The 17,782-nt window shown below is 70.9% G+C and carries 19 protein-coding genes; 11 read left to right on the top strand and 8 right to left on the bottom strand.

The window, feature by feature from the left end; all coding sequences use genetic code 11:
* Nucleotides 1-61: 61 nt before the first annotated feature.
* From ACK4UM_RS13480 to ACK4UM_RS13445, 8 genes are all read left to right on the top strand, one after another.
* A complete protein-coding gene (locus tag ACK4UM_RS13480; RefSeq protein ID WP_409799886.1) occupies nucleotides 62-931 on the top strand; it encodes a class I SAM-dependent methyltransferase in 870 nt (289 codons plus the stop codon).
* Nucleotides 928-1,752 carry a TrmH family RNA methyltransferase gene (locus ACK4UM_RS13475; protein ID WP_409799883.1) on the top strand — a complete coding sequence of 275 codons (825 nt, stop codon included), beginning with the start codon at nucleotides 928-930 and terminating at the stop codon, nucleotides 1,750-1,752. Before ACK4UM_RS13480 ends, ACK4UM_RS13475 begins: the two co-directional genes overlap by 4 nt.
* Before the next feature lie 81 nt (nucleotides 1,753-1,833).
* A complete protein-coding gene (locus tag ACK4UM_RS13470) occupies nucleotides 1,834-1,998 on the top strand; it encodes a hypothetical protein (protein ID WP_409799880.1) in 165 nt (54 codons plus the stop codon).
* A 35-nt stretch (nucleotides 1,999-2,033) separates the two neighbouring features.
* Nucleotides 2,034-2,831, top strand: coding sequence for a glycosyltransferase family 2 protein (locus ACK4UM_RS13465; RefSeq protein WP_409799962.1), 798 nt, complete (start codon nucleotides 2,034-2,036; stop codon nucleotides 2,829-2,831).
* Entirely contained in the window at nucleotides 2,818-3,552 is a 735-nt protein-coding gene (locus ACK4UM_RS13460) for an AzlC family ABC transporter permease (protein WP_409799877.1), read from the top strand. Before ACK4UM_RS13465 ends, ACK4UM_RS13460 begins: the two co-directional genes overlap by 14 nt.
* Nucleotides 3,549-3,914 carry an AzlD domain-containing protein gene (locus tag ACK4UM_RS13455; RefSeq protein ID WP_409799874.1) on the top strand — a complete coding sequence of 122 codons (366 nt, stop codon included), beginning with the start codon at nucleotides 3,549-3,551 and terminating at the stop codon, nucleotides 3,912-3,914. The genes ACK4UM_RS13460 and ACK4UM_RS13455 overlap by 4 nt, the downstream gene beginning before the upstream one ends.
* A gap of 252 nt (nucleotides 3,915-4,166) precedes the next feature.
* Entirely contained in the window at nucleotides 4,167-4,568 is a 402-nt protein-coding gene (locus tag ACK4UM_RS13450; protein WP_409799871.1) for a hypothetical protein, read from the top strand.
* Between the two features lie 180 nt (nucleotides 4,569-4,748).
* Entirely contained in the window at nucleotides 4,749-5,645 is an 897-nt protein-coding gene (locus ACK4UM_RS13445; RefSeq protein WP_409799869.1) for a sugar kinase, read from the top strand.
* A 10-nt stretch (nucleotides 5,646-5,655) separates the two neighbouring features.
* Here the strand turns inward: ACK4UM_RS13445 and ACK4UM_RS13440 are convergent, their stop codons facing one another.
* Together ACK4UM_RS13440 and ACK4UM_RS13435 are read right to left on the bottom strand one after the other, a co-directional pair.
* Entirely contained in the window at nucleotides 5,656-6,444 is a 789-nt protein-coding gene (locus tag ACK4UM_RS13440; RefSeq protein ID WP_409799866.1) for an FkbM family methyltransferase, read from the bottom strand.
* Nucleotides 6,441-7,529, bottom strand: a complete 1,089-nt coding sequence (locus tag ACK4UM_RS13435) for a glycosyltransferase family 4 protein (RefSeq protein WP_409799863.1) — start codon at nucleotides 7,527-7,529, stop codon at nucleotides 6,441-6,443. The genes ACK4UM_RS13440 and ACK4UM_RS13435 overlap by 4 nt, the downstream gene beginning before the upstream one ends.
* Before the next feature lie 181 nt (nucleotides 7,530-7,710).
* Between ACK4UM_RS13435 and ACK4UM_RS13430 the strand changes: the two genes are divergently transcribed.
* Nucleotides 7,711-9,006, top strand: coding sequence for a hypothetical protein (locus tag ACK4UM_RS13430; RefSeq protein ID WP_409799860.1), 1,296 nt, complete (start codon nucleotides 7,711-7,713; stop codon nucleotides 9,004-9,006).
* Nucleotides 9,007-9,030: 24 nt separating this feature from the next.
* On the opposite strand, the gene ACK4UM_RS13425 is transcribed toward ACK4UM_RS13430, so the two are convergent.
* A complete protein-coding gene (locus tag ACK4UM_RS13425) occupies nucleotides 9,031-9,978 on the bottom strand; it encodes a ring-cleaving dioxygenase (protein ID WP_409799959.1) in 948 nt (315 codons plus the stop codon).
* A 458-nt stretch (nucleotides 9,979-10,436) separates the two neighbouring features.
* On the opposite strand from ACK4UM_RS13425, the gene ACK4UM_RS13420 reads away from it, so the two are divergent.
* Nucleotides 10,437-10,796 (top strand): hypothetical protein, encoded by a 360-nt coding sequence (locus tag ACK4UM_RS13420; protein WP_409799858.1) that lies wholly within the window; start codon nucleotides 10,437-10,439, stop codon nucleotides 10,794-10,796.
* Nucleotides 10,797-10,902: 106 nt separating this feature from the next.
* Here ACK4UM_RS13420 and ACK4UM_RS13415 read toward each other — a convergent pair whose 3' ends face one another.
* The 5 genes from ACK4UM_RS13415 to ACK4UM_RS13395 form a co-directional block, all read right to left on the bottom strand.
* Nucleotides 10,903-11,346, bottom strand: a complete 444-nt coding sequence (locus ACK4UM_RS13415; protein ID WP_409799855.1) for a helix-turn-helix domain-containing protein — start codon at nucleotides 11,344-11,346, stop codon at nucleotides 10,903-10,905.
* Nucleotides 11,347-11,743: 397 nt separating this feature from the next.
* Nucleotides 11,744-12,484 carry an ABC transporter permease gene (locus ACK4UM_RS13410; RefSeq protein WP_409799852.1) on the bottom strand — a complete coding sequence of 247 codons (741 nt, stop codon included), beginning with the start codon at nucleotides 12,482-12,484 and terminating at the stop codon, nucleotides 11,744-11,746.
* Nucleotides 12,481-13,428: an ABC transporter ATP-binding protein gene (locus ACK4UM_RS13405; RefSeq protein ID WP_409799849.1), complete on the bottom strand. Its 948-nt coding sequence runs from the start codon at nucleotides 13,426-13,428 to the stop codon at nucleotides 12,481-12,483. The genes ACK4UM_RS13410 and ACK4UM_RS13405 overlap by 4 nt, the downstream gene beginning before the upstream one ends.
* Nucleotides 13,425-14,630: an ABC transporter permease gene (locus tag ACK4UM_RS13400; protein ID WP_409799846.1), complete on the bottom strand. Its 1,206-nt coding sequence runs from the start codon at nucleotides 14,628-14,630 to the stop codon at nucleotides 13,425-13,427. Before ACK4UM_RS13400 ends, ACK4UM_RS13405 begins: the two co-directional genes overlap by 4 nt.
* Nucleotides 14,631-14,650: 20 nt before the next feature.
* Complete coding sequence (locus ACK4UM_RS13395) at nucleotides 14,651-15,562, bottom strand: ABC transporter substrate-binding protein (protein WP_409799844.1); 912 nt, start codon at nucleotides 15,560-15,562, stop codon at nucleotides 14,651-14,653.
* Between the two features lie 503 nt (nucleotides 15,563-16,065).
* Here ACK4UM_RS13395 and ACK4UM_RS13390 point away from each other — a divergent pair.
* Nucleotides 16,066-17,694: a peptide chain release factor 3 gene (locus ACK4UM_RS13390; RefSeq protein ID WP_409799841.1), complete on the top strand. Its 1,629-nt coding sequence runs from the start codon at nucleotides 16,066-16,068 to the stop codon at nucleotides 17,692-17,694.
* The last annotated feature ends 88 nt before the right edge of the window (nucleotides 17,695-17,782 follow it).

The raw sequence follows: 17,782 nt of genomic DNA, 5'->3' as shown, positions 1-17,782 counted from the left end.
TCCACCCTCCCCTCCCCCGACGCGATCTGCTACACCCCGCCCCATGCGCGAAGCCAATCTCTTGATCACGGACGGGTGGGACGAGTACGCGCTCCTCGACACGGGCGAGGGGCGCAAGCTCGAGCGGTTCGGGCGCGTCCTCATGGACCGGCCGGAGCCGCAGGCGATCTGGACGAAGGGCGACCCGGGCCTGTGGGCCCGCGCCGACGCGATCTTCGACGCCGCCGAGGAGGCCGAGCAGGGCGCCTGGCGCTTCGCCAAGGGGCGGCTCGGCGATTGGCCGGTGCGCGTGCGCGATCTCGAGATCCTCTGTCGTGCGACCTCCTTCCGCCATGTCGGCATCTTCCCCGAGCAGATCGTGCACTGGGACTGGATGGAAGAGCGCATCCGGGCCGAGCGGCGGCCGATCTCGGTGCTCAACCTGTTCGGCTATACGGGCGTCGCGAGCCTGATCTGCGCGCGCGCGGGCGCCGCCGTCACCCATGTCGATGCCTCGAAGAAGGCGATCGCCTGGGCGAAGGAGAATCAGTCGGCGTCGGGCCTCGACGATCGCGGCGTGCGCTGGATCCTCGACGACGCGGTGAAATTCGCCCAGCGCGAGATCCGCCGCGGGCGCACCTACGATGCGGTGCTGCTCGACCCGCCGCGCTACGGGCGCGGGCCGAACGGCGAGGTCTGGCACCTGTTCGAGCATCTGCCGATGCTCATGGACCTCACGCGCCAATTGCTCTCCAACGAGCCGAGCTTCGTCACGCTCACGGCCTATGCCGTGCGGCTCTCCTTCATGACGCTGCACGAGGTGATGCGCGACGCGTTGGAGGATCGCGGCGGCGCGATCTCGTCCGGCGAGCTCGTCACCCTCGACCAGGCGAAGGGGCGCCACCTCTCCACCTCGCTCTTCGCGCGCTGGACCCCGGAGGCGGCCCCTTGAGCGACCCGCATCCGCGCGTGCGGGAGGTCACGAGCCTCTCGAACCCGACCGTGAAGGCTTTGCGTGCGCTCCACGACCGCAAGGGCCGCCGCGAGAGCGGCCTCTTCCTCGCCGAGGGCGCGCGCAACGCGATCGAGGCGCTCGACGCCGGCCGCGCGCCGGAAATCCTCGTCTATCATCGCGAGGGCCGCGGGCGCGACGTCGTCGTGCGGCTGCGCGCGGCGACGCTCGCTTCGGGCGGGGAATGCCTCGAGGTCGACGAGGACGTGCTCGCCAAGATCGCGCGCAAGGACAACCCCCAGAGCGTCGTCGCCGCCTATCGCTGGACGCGCCGGCCGCTCTCCGAGATCGATCCGGGACGCGCGCGCGTCTTCGTCGCGCTCGACCGCGTGCGCGACCCCGGCAATCTCGGCACGATCGTGCGCACGGCGGACGCGGTCGGCGCGGGCGGGGTGATCCTCGTCGGCGAGACCTGCGATCCGGCCTCGGTGGAGGCGGTGCGCGCCTCGATGGGCTCGATCTTCGCGGTCCCGGTCTTCGAGGGCACGCTGTCCGATTTCCAGGCGCTCGCGTCCCGCTGGCCGGGCGCCATCGTCGGCACGGCTCTGCACGCCACCGATCATTACCGCCGCACGAACGCCCCCTCCCCCATCCTCCTCGTGATGGGCAACGAACAGGCCGGCATTTCCCCCGAGATCGCCTCCACCTGCACCCACCTCGTGCGCATCCCCATGAAGGGCCGCGCCGACAGCCTCAACCTCGCGATCGCGACGGCGGTGGCGTTGTACGGGTTGGCGGAGCCGGACGACGCCGCCCCATGATCCGCACCGCGCGCTCGCGCGTTGACGCGCGGCCCCGGTTGGCCTAACCGCCATCGGCTCAGGGACTGCCGGGAGAGGCCGATGACCAAAGCCCAGATCGCCGCCGCCATCGAGATGATCGTCAAGCGCCAGCTCGACGATTGCGAGCGGGCGATCAAGTCCGGGCAGCGCACCATCGCGTTGAACGAGCTCGCCGACGCCGTGCAGAAGCTCAAGACCATCGCCGGGCTCGTGAAGAAGCTCTGAGCCCCTCCCCCGCCGGTGCCGCAGCCGTGGACGTCCTGCCCCTCCCCCTCTCCCTCTTCCTGATCGTCAAGAACGAGGCCGACCGCATCGGGGACACGCTCGACGCGGTCGCGGGGCTCGCGCAGGACGTCGTCGTCGTCGATTCCGGCTCGAGCGACGGCACCCAGGAGATCGCGCAGGCCAAAGGCGCGCGGGTGATCTTCCATCCGTTCGAGGGCTACGGCCCGCAAAAGCGCTTCGCCGAGGACCAGTGCCGCCACCTCTGGCTCCTCAATCTCGATGCGGACGAGGTGATGCCAAAAGAGACGGTGGCGGCGATCCGCGCGCTGTTCGCCGCCGGCGAGCCGCCGCTCGACGCCTACGAGACCCGCATCGCCGAGGTGTTTCCCGGCGAGCGCGACGTCCACCCTCTCGCCTACGCCCTCGTTCCGGTGCGCCTCTACCGGCGCGACAAGGGCCGCTACTCGGCCTCGATCGTCCACGACCGGGTCGAGCTTTCGCCCGGCGCGAAGGTGGGGCGCCTGCCGGGCACGATCCGCCATCGCTCGGTGCGTTCGCTCGGCGACCAGATCACGAAGCTCAACGCCTATTCGGACCAGCAGGCGCGCGATCTCGATCTGCGCGGCGTGCGCATCCCCACGCTCCGCATCCTCCTCGAATTCCCCGGCGCCTTCCTGAAGGCCTATGTCGGCCGGCGCCATTTCGTGCGCGGGGTCTACGGCTTCCTCACGGCGATGAACTACGCCATCGCGCGGCATCTGCGCGTCGCGAAGCACTACGAGCGCCGCGCCCGCCGCGCCGCCGGGGAAGATCCGGGCGATGGCAGAGGGTGAGCCGAAAGAGCGCCGGGGCGCCGCCCGGTACTGGCTCGCCGGGGCGCGCGACGCCCTCGCGCTTCCGGCTTGGGTCGTCGGCTTCGGCCTCCTCGGCATCGGCTCGCTGGCCCACGACGTCGGCCACCCGATCGGCGCGGCCGTGCTCTCGACCGTGCTGATCTGGGCGGGGCCGGCGCAGGTCGTGTTCTACGGCTCGATCGCGGCGGGCGTATCGCTGCCCTTGATCGCGGTCGCGATCTGCCTCTCCTCGATCCGCTTCCTGCCGATGACGATCTCGCTGCTGCCGCTCTTGCGACGGCCCGGTCAGACGATCCCGATGCAGATCCTGATCGCCCATTTCGTCGCGGTCACCGTCTGGGTCGAGAGCCTCAGGCGCCTGCCGGGCGTGCCGGGGGAGGCGCGGCTGCCTTACTATTTCGGCTTCGCCAATGCCTGCGTCGCGGTGAGCGCCGCGCTGACCGGGCTCGGCTGGGTGCTCTCGGGCGCGCTCCCCTTCCCGCTCGCGGCGGGGCTCCTCTTCATCACGCCGATCTATTTCACGGTCGCCCTCGTCGCCGGCGCGCGCGAGGCCATCGACAAGCTCGCGATCGCGCTCGGCTTCGCGCTCGCGCCGATCGCGACCGCGCTCGTGGGGCGCGATCTCGATCTCCTCGCGGTGGGGCTCGTCGGCGGCACGCTCGCCTATCTCGTCGGCCGAAAGAGAAGGCGTGCGACATGAGCGCGCTGGAGGACGCCCTCGGCACGGCGCTCCTGCCGCTCGCGCCCTATCTCGCGCTCGTGGTGTTCGCCTTCCTGCCGAGCGAGGTGTGGCGCGTGCTGGGCGTGTTTCTCGCCCGCGGGCTCGACGAGCGCTCGGAGGTGCTCGTCTTCGTGCGGGCGGTCGCGACCACGCTCCTCGCCGCCGTGGTCGCGAAACTCCTCCTCACCCCGACGGGCGCGCTCGCTCTGGTGCCGCTCGTCGGCCGAATCGGGGCGATCGTCGCGGGTCTCGCGGCGTTCTTCGCCTTCCGCCGCTCGGTGATCGCGGCGATCGCGGTCGGCGAGGTCGTTCTCGTGGCGGCGGCGATGACCATGGCGTAGTTTTACGGCCCACCTTGTCGCGAGAACGCCTCATAATCGGGCGTTCTCCCGCCGGATCTTTCAGCGACCTTCGTCGTTCATCTTGAGCGCCGAACTTTCGCCGTATGGCACATGTGAGATTCCTGGCCCGCAACGGAGGTCGGCGTCCCGAAACGGACCGAACCGTCGCCATAGGAGAGTTCGATGGAACACAAGCGTGTTGATCAACTCCGTAGCGTAGCCGACATTGCGTACACCCCCCCGCGCGAGGCCATGACGCGCCGCGAGCGCCTCGAACGGTGGGTGCAGCTGCTCGAGACCGATCCGCGTCGGCGTCTCTATTCGTTGGGCGATATCGAGTTCCAGCCCCGCGACACGCGCCACCTGATGCGCGCCGACGACAGCCCCCTCACGATCGCCTACAACGACCCCGTCCTGCGCGAGCAGGGCCTCGAGAGCGATCGTCTCGGCGACGGCGTGGCCTTTTTCGGCCTCTCCGACGGCGATGCGCACCGCATCCTGTGCTCGTGCCTGAACGGTCGCACGATGGAGGCGGCGACGGCCGCCCGTCGCGTGCGCGCCGCGATCAATCAGCGCGGCCAGAAGATGCTCGCGATCGGCATCACCACCGGGCTCGTCTTCGCCGTGCCGGCGATGGCGATGCTGATGGGCTGAGCGACCGAAATCTCCGGGACGCCGCGCCTCCCCCGAGCGGCGTCCCGACCGAGCAACCGACCCCGATCGCGGACCGACCACGGAGCGGCCGCGGCGCTTTTCCTGTTGCGCCTGCCCGCCACCCGTGATCCATAAGGCGCCTCACCCCGATCCCAGCCGATCAAGACCGGGAGAGCGGCCTTGGAAGCCTTGTTCGTCGGGCAAGCCTATATCGACGTCACCTTCATCACCGATCGCATGCCGGAGGGCGACGAGAAGACCGTCGCGCAGGATTACGCGATCTCCTTCGGCGGCAACGCGGTCAGCGCGGCCTTCTGCTGCGCCCGGCTCGGCATCGCGCCGGACCTGCTCGCCTCCGTCGCCGACGATTGGCTCGGCCGCATGTTCATCGACATGGCGGCGAAATACGGGATCAGCGTGCACCACAGGAAGGTGCGCGAGAGTTCGCTGTCCTTCATCATGCCCAAGGGCGGCAAGCGTGCCATCGTGCGCTGCCGCGACGACGAATATCTCCATCCCTTCCCGCCGCTGAACCTGCGCGGCTGCCGGGCGCTCCATCTCGACGGCCACCAGGCCGACGCCGCCCTGCATTACGCGAAGACCTGCCGGGAGGCGGGGATCCTCACCTCGCTCGACGGTGGAGGATTGCGCGCCAACACGCACGAATTGATGGAGTTCATCGACGTCGCCGTCGTGGCCGAGCGCCTCTGCGAGCAGATGAGCCTCTCGCCGGGAAACATGCTCGCCTATCTCAAGGGCCGCGGCGTGCGCGTCGGCGGCGTCACCATGGGCGAGCGCGGCATGCTCTGGTTCGACGAGACCGGCGCCGAGCGCTTCCTCCCCGCGCTCGCGGTGCCGCCGGAGGCCGTCGTCGACACGAACGGCGCGGGCGACATCTTCCACGGCGCCTATGTCTACGCCTACCTCGCCGATCCGTCGGGGAGCTGGACCGAGCACTTCACCTTCGCCCGCGCGGCCTCCGCCCACGCGATCCAGCGGCTCGGCAACGAGGCGAGCCTGCCGACCGTCGCCGACATTCGCAGGGTCATCGAGGCCTACGGCGAACGCGCGGCCTGAGCGGCGGGCCTCAGGGCGGCGGGTGCGTCCCGCCCGCCGAACCGCCCACCCAGTAATGATCGTCGGCGATGCTCCCGAGATGGGTGTAGCCGAGCGCCTCGAGCGCGCCGACATGCCCCGTGCCGAAAGCCTCGACCTGCAGCAGGCACCGGTTCTCCGACAAGGTGCGCGTCGCGCCTTCGATCACGTCGCGCTCGTGCCCCTCGACGTCGATCTTGACGAGGAGCACGGCGCCGCGGATGGCGACGACGTCGTCGAGGCGCCTCACCGGGACGCGGTAGCGCTCCACCCCGCTCGCCGCGTCGTCCGCGACGCCGCCGACGAGCCGGGACGTGCCGCGATTGGAGCGCGGCCCCTCGACGAGCACGGCCTCTCCCGTCGCGGCCCCGAGCGCGCAGGCCTCGATCCGGATGCGCTCCGCCAATCCGTTGAGGGCGATGCTGTCGGCGAGCGCCGCCCGATTGTCGCGATCCGGCTCGAAGGCGATCGCTCGGGGGACGTGTCCCGCGCCGACGAGCACGCAGGAATAGAGCCCGAGATTGGCGCCGATATCGAGGAAGAGCGTCGGCCGCTCGCGGCGCGCCCAGGCGATCAGCCGTGAGAGCTGTCGATGGTCGTAGGTGTTGGCGGCGATGCCTTTGCCGACGCCGTCGGCGAGGCGGACGCGGAAGCGGGCCGCGAAATACGACACGACGAACGCCGCCGACCCGTAGCGCAGGTGAAATCCGGCCTTGCGCACGCTGCCGATCTGCCGCCGCGCCCAGGAATGCGTCCGCCTCGTCCGATGCCGCACCGTCACCGTCCCCTCCCCGAACCCGCCGCCGCGACGATTCCCTCGACGGCGCGATCGTGTGCGCGGGCGAACGCCTCGATCGTGTAGCGGGCCTCGAAGCGCGCGCGGCCGCGCCGGGCGAGATCGGCCCGCAGACCTTCGTCCGCCAAGAGCCGACGCAGAGCCGCCTCGATCTCGTCCGCATCCCCGCGCGCGAGCGGCAGAGCGCAATCGCCGACCACCTCGCCGAGCCCGTCCACGACCGTCGAGATCAAGGCGTTGCCCGCCGCGAAAGCCTCGATCGCGACCCGTCCGAACCCTTCGCGTCGCGAGGCGACGATCGCGATCTCGGCCTCGAGGCCGATCGCGCGCACGGCGTCCTGCGACACAGGTCCATCGTACGCGATCTGCGGCGCGGCGGCGATGATCTCGCGAAAACGGCTCGCAAAAACCTTGTCCGGGGCGAGCGGGCCGACGAAGCGCGCCCGCCAGCCGGGATGATCGGGGAGAACGCGGGCGAGCGCCTGTGCGATCTCGAGCGAGCCCTTGTGCGGATCGACCCGCCCGACGCTGACGATCTCCGCGCGCCGCGCGCCGTCGCCGCGCCACGCAACCGCGTCGAGGCCGTTCGGGACGACGAAGCGGGGCAGCGCGACGTCCGGATAGAGCTCCGCGAAGGCGCGCTCGGCCGCCTCGCTGACGAAGACGAGGCCGGCAAGCGGGCCGTGCCGGCGCGCCTTCAGCGTCCGCCGCACCCCCCGCAGCACCTTCGGCATGCCGTGCATTGCGAGGGCGACGGGCGTCCGCCGACACAGGCGCGCGATCGCCGCGGCGCTCGGCAGATGCTGGTGGACGAGGATCAGGTCGACGGGCCGCGCCCGCACGTGCCGGGCGACGTCGATCGCCCGCCCGAGCGGCGTGCGCGCGAGCGCCGAGGTGCCGAGCGGCGCCGTGCGACAATCGGAGAACGGGCGCGCGACCGGCTCGCACAGAATCGTCGCGTCCGCGCCGTGACGGGAATGGAGCCCGCTGTCGCGGGCGTAGAGATCGATGGAGGTGGCGGCGTCGGGTCCGAAATGCATGTTGCGCGGCAGGACGATCGCGAGACGCATGAAGACTCCGACGCGAAAGACGCTCGACGGCCTCGTAGGGGCGCGCAGCGCACCCGACCGCACCCGGACCATACGTGAAAGCGCAGCCGCCCGCGATACGGCTCGGCGCGAAACGGGCGCGCTTTTCCGCCGCCGCTCCCGCCTCTATCCTGCGCCGGCCGAGTGGGAGAGTCGACACGCGATGGAAGCCGCAGACGAGAGCGACGGCGTGCGGGTCGGGGAGGGCTATGCCAGCGTCGTCGGCTCGCTCGGCGTCCAGCACCTCGCCTTGAGCCTCGCCCGCGGTCGCGAGCGCTTCGCGGCGATCGCCTCCGTGGTCGAGGGTGTGGGCATCGACCATCTGGAGATCGTCCGCTTCGCGCGCGTCCGCGCTCAGAGTGAGGCTCTGGACGAGTTCCGGGAGCGCACAGGCACGTTCGCCGTGCCCGGCGCCTTCGTGCTGCGGCGGCTCGGGCAGGCTCTCGCCGACGGCAGGCGATCTCCCCCGGATCTGCTCGTGCTCGAAGCGCTTCTCGGCACGCCGATCGTGCCGACGCAATGGGCGACCGAGGAGGCGATCGCGCCGGTCCTCGCGACGCTGCGCGGCGACCGCAGCCGAGCGACGCTCGACGCGCTGCGCGAGCACGTCGCCACGCCGGAGGGCGCGCGCTGGCTCACGTGGCGCGAGAGCGACCCGGACGTCCTCGATGCCGCCGTGCGGAGGGGCGACGCGGATGCGATCATGGCGGACGTCGCGCACGCGATCGATCGCGATCGCGAAAGGTGGGCGCGGTTGTGCGCGATCGCGGCGGCGACGAGCGACGCATCGACGGCGGGGTTCGGCAAGCCGCCCGCCCTGCCCTTCGCGCTCGCCGCGCGCGACCTCCTCGCCGGGCGGTCGATCCTCGACATTCCGGTGATGCGCGTCGTCGCCGAGAACACCGTCCGCACCGCTCGTCCGCCCCTCCGAAGACCGAAGCGGCCGCGACGCGAGACCGTGCGGATCGAGGGCGCGGTGGAGCCGGGCGATCCGGCCCTCCTGCGCCGGCAACTTGAGCGAGCGGGGCTCGGCGAGGCCTGGCTCGACGGCTATCTCGTCGCGCTCGCCGCCGCGCCGAGACTGCCTGCGCCCGATCGCTGGCTGAACCCGCTCGTCGCCCGGCTGCGGCCGGAGAACCGGGAGGGGGTCGTGGCGATCGTGGAGGCGGTGCTCGCGCGCGCGACCCTGCTCGACGAGACCTGCGCCGACGCGGCCGCCCTGCGCAGGCTCCTCGGCGGCTATGACGGCGCGGCGCTCGACGCGTTCGGCCGCGGCTTCGCGGCGCTCGCGGAGGCGATCCCGAGCGCCTTCGCGGCCAAAAGCTTCGGCGATGCCGGGCGGCGGATGCTGCGCACGCTCGCGGCCGGCAATGCGGGAGGCGCGGTCGAGGCCGTGCGCCCGCTCCTCCCCGCATGGATCGCCGGTCTCAGGGCCGCGCGCCGGACGGACGCGGCCTGAGTCGCGCCCGCTCGGCCCGCCCCGTCACAGGGGCTTCAGCTCGGCCTCGATCTGCGCGCGACGCGGCTCGAGGAAGGGCGGCAGCGCCAGACCCTCGCCGAGGGTCTCGAGCGGCTCGTCGACGGCGAAACCCGGGCCGTCGGTCGCGAGCTCGAACAGGATGCCGTTCGGCTCGCGGAAATAGAGGCTCTTGAAGTAGAAGCGGTCCACCGGCCCGCTCGACGGGACGCGGAGGCGGCGCAGCCGCTCGGCCCACGCCTCGTAATCGGCATCCGGCACGCGGAAGGCCACGTGGTGGACGCCGCCGGCGCCGGGGCGGGCGGGGGCTCGGCCCGGCTCGACGGAGACGTGCAGTTCCGCCGCGGGACCGCCCTCCCCCATCGCGAACACGACGGTCTCGCCGCCGCCTTCCGGCGTCGGATAGCTGCGCTCGCGCCGCATGCCCATCAGAGCGGTGAGCACCGTCTCGGTCGGCGCGAGGTCGGGCACGCTGATCGTGATCGGGCCGAGCCCGCGGATCTGGTGCTCGGCCGGCACGGAACTGCGGTCCCAGGGATGCGCCTGCCCGTGGCCGCCATCATCGACGAGGGTGAGGCGCTGGCCCTCCGGATCCTCGAAATCGAGGACAGCACGCCCGTCGCGCTCGACGATCTCGCCGACCGTGACGCCGGCCTCCCGCAGGCGCGCCTGCCAGTAGCGCAGCGTCGCCTCGCCCGCGACGCGAAGGCCCGTGCGGGTGATGCTGTGCGTGCCGCGCCGCTCGCGCTCGACGGGCCAGTCGAAGAAGGTCAGATCCGAGCCGGGCGTGGCGAGGCCGTCGGCGTAGAAGAGGTGATAGGCGCTCGTGTCGTCCTGGTTGACGGTCTTCTTGACGAGCCGCATGCCGAGAACGCGCGTGTAGAAGGCATGATTGCCGGCCGCATCGGCGGTGACGGCGGTGAGGTGGTGGATGCCGGTGAGGTGCATGGGGATCTCCCCCTCGAAGAGCTGTGCAAGGAGCTTGTGATTGCGCCATATTATCGCGCTTCGAAGTCGAAGTCTCTTGCGTTCGTGCAAGTTCGCTTTGGCGGTGGGGAGGCGTCGAGATAGCAAGGGGCCGACACGGATCCTGGGCGCCTCTTGTCCTTCCCCCTTGTGGGGAAGGTGGCTCCGGGCGGCGCCAGCTGACCGGAGACGGATGAGGGTTGTCGGGTGAAGAGCACCGCGGCGACTGAAGGACACCCCGGCACCCCTCACCCACCAACCCGCATCCGACCGGTCGGCTCCGCCGCCGGGCCACCTTTTCCACAGGGGGTTAGGACGCGTGCGAGCGCGCATCGGCATGCGACCGCAGGGCTTGGCGCGCGCCCCGGACTTTGCGAGGGTCCGGGCACGCACCTGCCGAATCCCAGACCCCAGATCCGGACCCGAAACCCCCGAGGAGAACGCCCTTGCTGTCGAAGACCGCCTCGCCGCTCGCCCCGATCGCCCTCGCGATCGCGACGACCCTCTCGCTCGGCGCCTGCACGCCGACCGCAGGCCCGAACGCCGCCGCCGCCATCGGCGCGAGCGCGGTGCCGGTCGCCGCCGCGAGCGTCGACGTCTCGCGCACGAGCGCGTGCGGACGCGAGATCGGCACCTTCGTCGACCTCCTCGACCGGGACCTCGCCACCGGCTTCGTCTCGCCGCGCGTGCACGAGGCGGCGACCCGCGAACTCGAGCCGGCCATCGCGGCCTGCCGTGCGGGCGACGACGGCCGGGCGCGCGCGACGCTGCGCGCCGTGCGCACGCGCCACGGCTATCCCGCCTGAGGCCAAACCCGCGCGACGCGCTGCGTCGACGAGCTTCTACCGTCGAGCCCCGACGTCGCCCCCGGCAATCGGCCGATGCGATGCGGCCGTGCGGAGGGCTCGCGTCTCAGCTGTTCGGCGGTCGGCCGCGGCGCGGCCGCCGCACGGCGACGAGCGCGTCGGCGAGCTCCATCAGCTTCTGGCGCACGGCCTGGTCCTCGATCGAGAGGAAGGCGCGCACGAGCGCACGGCCCTCCTCCGTCGCCATGATCCTCTGCGCGTCGATACCCGCGTCGTAGGCCGCACCCGGCTCGCGGAGGTGGCCGGAATCGCTGTCGTAGAACTCCGAAATGTCGGAATTCAGCGCCTTTGCGATCATATACAACCGGCTCGCGCCCACACGATCCGTTCCGTTCTCGTATTTCTGTACCTGCTGATACGAGACGCCGATCCGCTCGGCGAGCATCTGCTGGTTCATTCCGAGCTGATTGCGCCGTGTCTTGATACGGCGTCCGATCTCCCGATCGATCTCCGTCGGTGTTTTCTTGTTGTCGCTGCTGTCCGTACTCATCAATACCCCCCGTGCACCGAATTGAGATCCCGAGCGCCGAGCAGACAGCCCGCCCTTCTCTCCGTACGAAGTTGCTGCCCGAGCGAAATCAGACGCGGACGGTCCATTTCTTTAGGGAGCGCGCTCACCCAGGGACGTGAACGGAGACCCCGGACGTGCATATCTCTCGGATGCGCGCGCTGACCTGTTCGAGTTCTGGACGAGCACCCCAGGGGTGTCAAACGGAAAAAGTGTATTTATGCGGTTATATAGCACATTTACCGACCAATATTATACCTAATGAAAGTTTTCTCGCGAAAGTGGTACTTGTGTTCGCACGCCGACACGGATTCCGGCGCGAGCGCATTGCAAGAATCCCCGTCCGCCGCCGTGGGGGCCCGAAAACCCGGGCGAGCGCTCAATCGACTCGGCCGACGCGCCGCGCAAGACGACGTTCGAGGGCGACGAGCCCGTCGTGGACGAGCACCGCCAGGACGGCGACGACGAGCCCGCCCTGCAGCACGAAGGCGATGTTGTCGGTCAAAAGCCCCGCGATGATGACCTCGCCGAGGGTGCGCGCGGCGACCGTCGAGCCGATCGTCGCGGTGGCGAGCGCGATCACGGTCGACAGGCGGATGCCGGCGAGGATCACGGGTGCCGCGAGCGGCAATTCGATCCGCAGGAGGCGCTGCAGCGGCGTCATCCCCATGCCGCGCGCGGCGTCCTGCACCTTGGCCGGCAGCGTCGAGAGCCCGGTGAGCGCGTTCTCGAAGATCGGCAGGAGCCCGTACAGGAACAGCGCGACGAAGGTCGGCGCAGCCCCGAAGCCGAGGGCGGGGACGGCGAGCGCGAGCACCGCGATCGGCGGAAAGGTCTGGCCGATATTGGCGATCGACCGCGACAGCGGCAGGAATTCCGCGCCGAAGGGCCGCGTCACCAGGATCGCGAGCGACACCGCGACGATCGCCGCCGCCGCCACCGCCGCGGCGACGAGGCCGAGATGGGAGAGCGCGAGGCTCATCAGGTCGCCCTGCGTGTAGATCGCCGGCGCCCCGCGTCGCGTCAACGGCGCGAAGAAGAAGGCGAAGCGCTCGGGCATCGCGAGGAAGGCGACGACGAGCGCGAGCGCGACGAGCCGCAGGACGTGCCCCGGCCTCATCGCGCCCCCTCCGCCGGCCGGCTCGCCCGCCGCTCGAGCGCGGCGCGGGTGACGCGGCCGACGATCGCCCCGTCGCGCACGATCGGGACCGCGTCCCGGCCGGACCACAGGCAGGCGGCGAGCGCATCGCGCGCGCTCGCCTCCGCCGGCAGCGGCTCGCCAGGCGCCTCGCCCGGCTCGACGAGATCGGCGACGCGGGTGAGCGCGAGCAGGCGGAACGGCCGCTCCCCCTCCCCGATCAGAGCGGCGACGAAGGGGTTCACGGGCCGCGCGACGATCTCCGCGGGCGGCGCGAATTGCACGACGCGGCCTTCGTCCATCACCGCGATCGCGTCCCCGAGCCGGATCGCCTCCTCCATGTCGTGGGTCACGAGCACGATCGTCGTGGAGAGCCGCCTCTGAATGGCGAGCAGATCCTCCTGCGCCTTGGCGCGGATGATCGGATCGAGCGCGCCGAAGGGCTCGTCCATCAGGAGCACCAGCGGCCCCGCCGCGAGCGCGCGCGCGACGCCGACGCGCTGCTGCTGGCCGCCGGAGAGCTCGTGCGGATAGCGGTCGCGATAGGCGTCCGGATCGAGCTGGAACAGCGCGAGCAGCTCGTCGACCCGCGCCGCGATGCGCCCGCGCTCCCATCCGAGGAGCCTCGGCACCGTGCCGATGTTCTGGCCCACCGTCCGGTGCGGGAAGAGGCCGTGGCCCTGGATCACGTAGCCGATGCGTCGGCGCAGCAGATAGCCGGGGACCGTGCGATGGTCCTCGCCGTCGAAGCGGATCGTGCCGCGCGTCGGCTCGACGAGGCGGTTGATCATGCGCAGGAGCGTCGTCTTGCCCGAGCCCGAGGTGCCGACCACCGCCGCGATCGTGCCCGAGGGGATGGTGAGGCTCACGTCGGCGACGACGTCGACCCCGCCATAGGTCTTCGTCAAACCCTCGATCTCGATCATCGCGCCGCCCCCGTTCCCCCTGCCGCCGCCCCGCTCGAGGCTCCCGGCCGCTCGCTGAGCTCGACGAGCGCGTCGAGCACGATCGCCGAGGAGACCGCGAGCACCACCGTCGGCAGCGCGCCGAGCAGCACGAGGTCGCTCGCCGTCTGGCCGATGCCCTGGAACACGAACACGCCGAAGCCGCCGCCGCCGATCAGAGCCGCGATGGTCGCGAGCCCGATGTTCTGGACGAGGACGATGCGCACGCCCGTGAGCACGACGGGAAAGGCGAGCGGCAGCTCGACCTGGGCGAGGCGCTGCACCTGCGTCATGCCCATGCCGCGCGCCGCCTCCCGCGCCTGACGCGGCACGCCGTCGAGCCCCACGAGGGTGTTCGCGACGACGGGCAGGAGCGAATAGGCGAACAAGGCGACGAAGGCCGGCGCGACGCCGATCCCCGAAATGCCGAGGGCGGAGGCCCCCGGCACGCTCGCCGCGATCCAGGCGAGGGGCGCGATCAGGAGGCCGAACAGCGCGATCGAGGGGATCGTCTGGATCATGTTGAGGACGTTGAGCACGCCCGCCCGCAAAGCCGGCGCGCGCGTGAGCGCGATGCCGAGCGGGATGCCGACGAGGCTCGCCGCCCCGAGCGAGCCGAAGGCGAGGAGGACGTGCCGGCGCGCCTCCGCCCAGAAGGCGTCGGCGCGCACCGCGTATTCGCGCAGGACCGAGAGGTCGCTCCAGATGCCCGACAGGAGGAGGCCCGCGAGCGCGACCGCGCCCGTCGCGAGCGCCGCGATGCGGCCCTGCGGCGAGAGCCTCAGCCGCGTCAGCGCGTCGGCGAGGAGGAGCCCGAGCCCGGCGAGGATCAGCCAGAAGCCGCTCCCCGGCCCGACGCGCGCGAAGGTATCGCCCTCCGGCGTCAGCACGTCGGCGGCGCGGCCGATCGCGATCGCGCTCGCGAGGAGCCCGATCGCCGACGCCGCGAGGCGCGCGCGTGGCGGGCTGCGCAGGAGCGCGACGATCCCCGCCGCGGCGACCACGATGCCGAAGAGCGCGGCCTCGGGCGCCGGCAGCGCCTCGACGAGCGAGCGCGGCTCGCCGAGCAGGATCCGCGTCGCCCGGAAGCTCGCGAAGGGCAGGAGCGCGCCCGCGACGAGGAGCCCGGCGACGAGGACGCCGAGCTTGTCTATACCCGTCACGCTCGGTCGTGCGGCGCGCATGGCCGCCGCGCTGCGACGCTTCAGTTCACGAAGCCGTTTTCGGCGAGGAAGTCCCGCGCCACCGCGCTCGCCGCCTCGCCGCCGACCTGGACGCGGCCGTTGAGCGTCTGCAGCGTCTCGAGGTCGAGGCGCTGGAACACGGGCTCGAGGATCTCCGGCAGCTCGGGATATCGCTCGAGCACGCTCGCGCGCACGATCGGCGCGGGGGCGTAGACGGGCTGCACGCCGAGATCGTCCTCCATCACGACGAGGCCGGACGGCGCGATCCCGCCGTCCGTGCCGTAGACCATGGCGGCGTTGACGCCCGACGTCTGGCGCGCGGCGGCCGCGATCGTCGCCGCCGTGTCGCCGCCCGACAGGATCACGAGCTGGTCGGAGGAGAGCGCGAAGCCGTAGGCCTCCTGGAAGGCCGGCAGCGCGGCGGGCGAGTTCACGAACTCGGCCGAGCCGGCGAGGATGATCTCGCCGCCGCCCGCGACGAAGCGGCCGAAATCGCTCATCGTCGAGAGGTCGTTCGCCTGCGCGATCTCGGAACGCACCGCGATCGCCCAGGTGTTGTTGGCGGGCGCAGGCGCGAGCCAGACGATGTCGTTCGCCTCGCGGTCGAGCTCGGCGGCGCGGGCGTGGCCGGCCTCGAGATCGTTCCAGACCTCGCTGTCCGCCTCGTTGAAGAAGAAGGCCGCGTTGCCCGTATATTCGGGATAGAGGTCGATCTCGCCGGCCGTGATCGCCGCGCGCACGATCGGCGTGCCGCCGAGCTGGGTGCGATCGACGGTCTCGATGTCGTTCGCCTGCAGCACCTGCAGGATGATCTGCCCGATGACGCCGCCTTCGGTGTCGATCTTCGAGCCGACCACGACCTGGGCGGACGCGGCCGTGCCGGACGCCGCGACGAGAGCCGCCGCCGCGGCGATCTTGAGCGTTTTCAACATGATCGATCTTCTCCCCGCTGCGCCCGTCGGCGCCAGAATGCGGCCCGCCGCCGCAGATGCGGGGGAGCCGTCTCGACAACGCACGAGCCCGAGCTTGGGTTTAGCGCGTCGGGCGAGAGATTCAACGGGCAGGGGAGCGCGGGCGTTCTCCTTCCCCGCAGAGTTTGGAAATCTATCCCCTGTCGTCATTCCGGGGCGCGAAGCGAGCCCGGAACCCAGAAGCCCTACGTTGGTTCGAGCGCGCATGCGCGCTCGCCCTTCAACAAATGAAAGATGACGCCAGGAAGGACGCAGCCTACAGGCTGCTAATCCATGGTCGGGAGTCTGGGTTCCGGGCTCGCTTCGCGCCCCGGAATGACGGCGTTGTGGTACGAGGCGCACGAGTCACGAACTGCAAGGGAAGGAGGCCGACGTCGCGCGAGCGATTTGCGTTCTGCCGCGTTCTGCCCCATCTGAAGGGCCGACCCCGTCCGCAGCCCCTCGAAGAAGCGCTCTTGCCCACGATGACCGACGCCCCCCTCGCGCCGCCGACCGATGCCGCCGAAATCGATCCCACGAGGGCCGACCCCGTCGCGGTCCGGCGCACCTTCGCCATCATCTCGCACCCGGACGCGGGCAAGACCACGCTGACCGAGAAGCTGCTGCTCTTCGGCGGCGCGATCCAGCTCGCCGGCGAGGTCAAGGCCAAGCGCAACCGCGTCTCCACGCGCTCGGACTGGATGGCGATCGAGAAGAGCCGCGGCATTTCGGTGGTCACTTCGGTGATGACCTTCGAATATGGCGGCCACGTCTTCAACCTGCTCGACACGCCGGGCCACGAGGACTTCTCCGAGGACACCTACCGCACGCTCACAGCGGTCGATTCGGCCGTGATGGTGATCGACGCGGCCAAGGGCATCGAGGCGCGCACGCGCAAGCTGTTCGAGGTCTGCCGCCTGCGCGACATCCCGATCGTCACCTTCGTCAACAAGATGGACCGCGAGACGCGCGATCCGTTCGATCTGCTCGACGAGATCGAGAAGACGCTCGCGCTCGACACCGCGCCCGTCACCTGGCCGATCGGGCGCGGGCGCTCCTTCGCGGGCTCCTACGCGCTCGCCGAGAACGCGTTTCGCCGCTCGGACGAGGAGGAGGCGCGCATTCCCGTCTCCGGGCCGGACGATCCGCGCATCCTCGAGATGCTCCCGGAAGGCGAGCGCGAGGCCTTCGCGGAGGAGGTCGAGCTCGCGCGCGAGGGGTTGAAGCCCTTCGATCTCCAGGCTTTCCGCGAGGGTCACCTGACGCCGGTCTTCTTCGGCTCGGCCTTGCGCAATTTCGGCGTCCGCGACCTCATCGACGCGCTCGGCGCCGTCGCGCCCCAGCCGCGCGCGCAGGAGGCGGACGGGCGGGCGGTCGAGGCGCGCGAGCCGAAGATGACGGGCTTCGTCTTCAAGATCCAGGCGAACATGGACCCCAACCACCGCGACCGCATCGCCTTCATGCGCGTCTGCTCGGGGCGGCTCCAGCGCGGGATGAAGGCGAAGCTCGTGCGCACGGGCAAGCCGATCACGCTCTCGGCGCCGCAATTCTTCTTCGCGCAGGATCGCGCGGTGGCTGACGAGGCCTATGCCGGCGACGTGGTCGGCATTCCCAATCACGGCACTCTGCGCATCGGCGACACGCTCACTGAGGGCGAGGATCTCGTCTTCCGCGGCGTGCCCTCCTTCGCCCCCGAGATCATGCGCCGCGTGAAGCTGTCGGACGCCATGAAGGCGAAGAAGCTGCGCGAGGCGCTCCAGCAGCTCGCGGAGGAGGGCGTCGTCCAGCTCTTCGTGCCGCACGACGGCTCGGGCGCCATCGTCGGCGTCGTCGGCGCGCTGCAGCTCGACGTGTTGAAGGAGCGCCTCCAGGCCGAATACGGGCTGCCGATCGATTACGAGCAGACGCGCTTCTCCGTCTGCCGCTGGATCGCCTCGGAGAACGAGAAGAAGATGGACGAGTTCATGACGGCCAACCGCTCCGCGATGGCCGACGATCTCGACGGCGCGCCGGTCTTCCTGTCCCCCTCCGCCTTCCAGCTGCGCTACGATGCCGAGCGCTGGCCCGACATCCGCTTCACCGACGTGAAGGATTATCAGAAGAAGGCGGCGTGACACTCCCTCCCCGTAGGGGAGGGTGGCCCCTGGAGCGTCAGCGACAGGGGTCGGGTGGGGCCCGGGTGGAGATTTTTCTCCGCGCGTC

Origin of the sequence: Salinarimonas sp. (assembly GCF_046292825.1) — a bacterium.
GTDB lineage: Bacteria > Pseudomonadota > Alphaproteobacteria > Rhizobiales > Beijerinckiaceae > Salinarimonas.
This window is presented reverse-complemented; position numbering and strand designations above follow the sequence as displayed.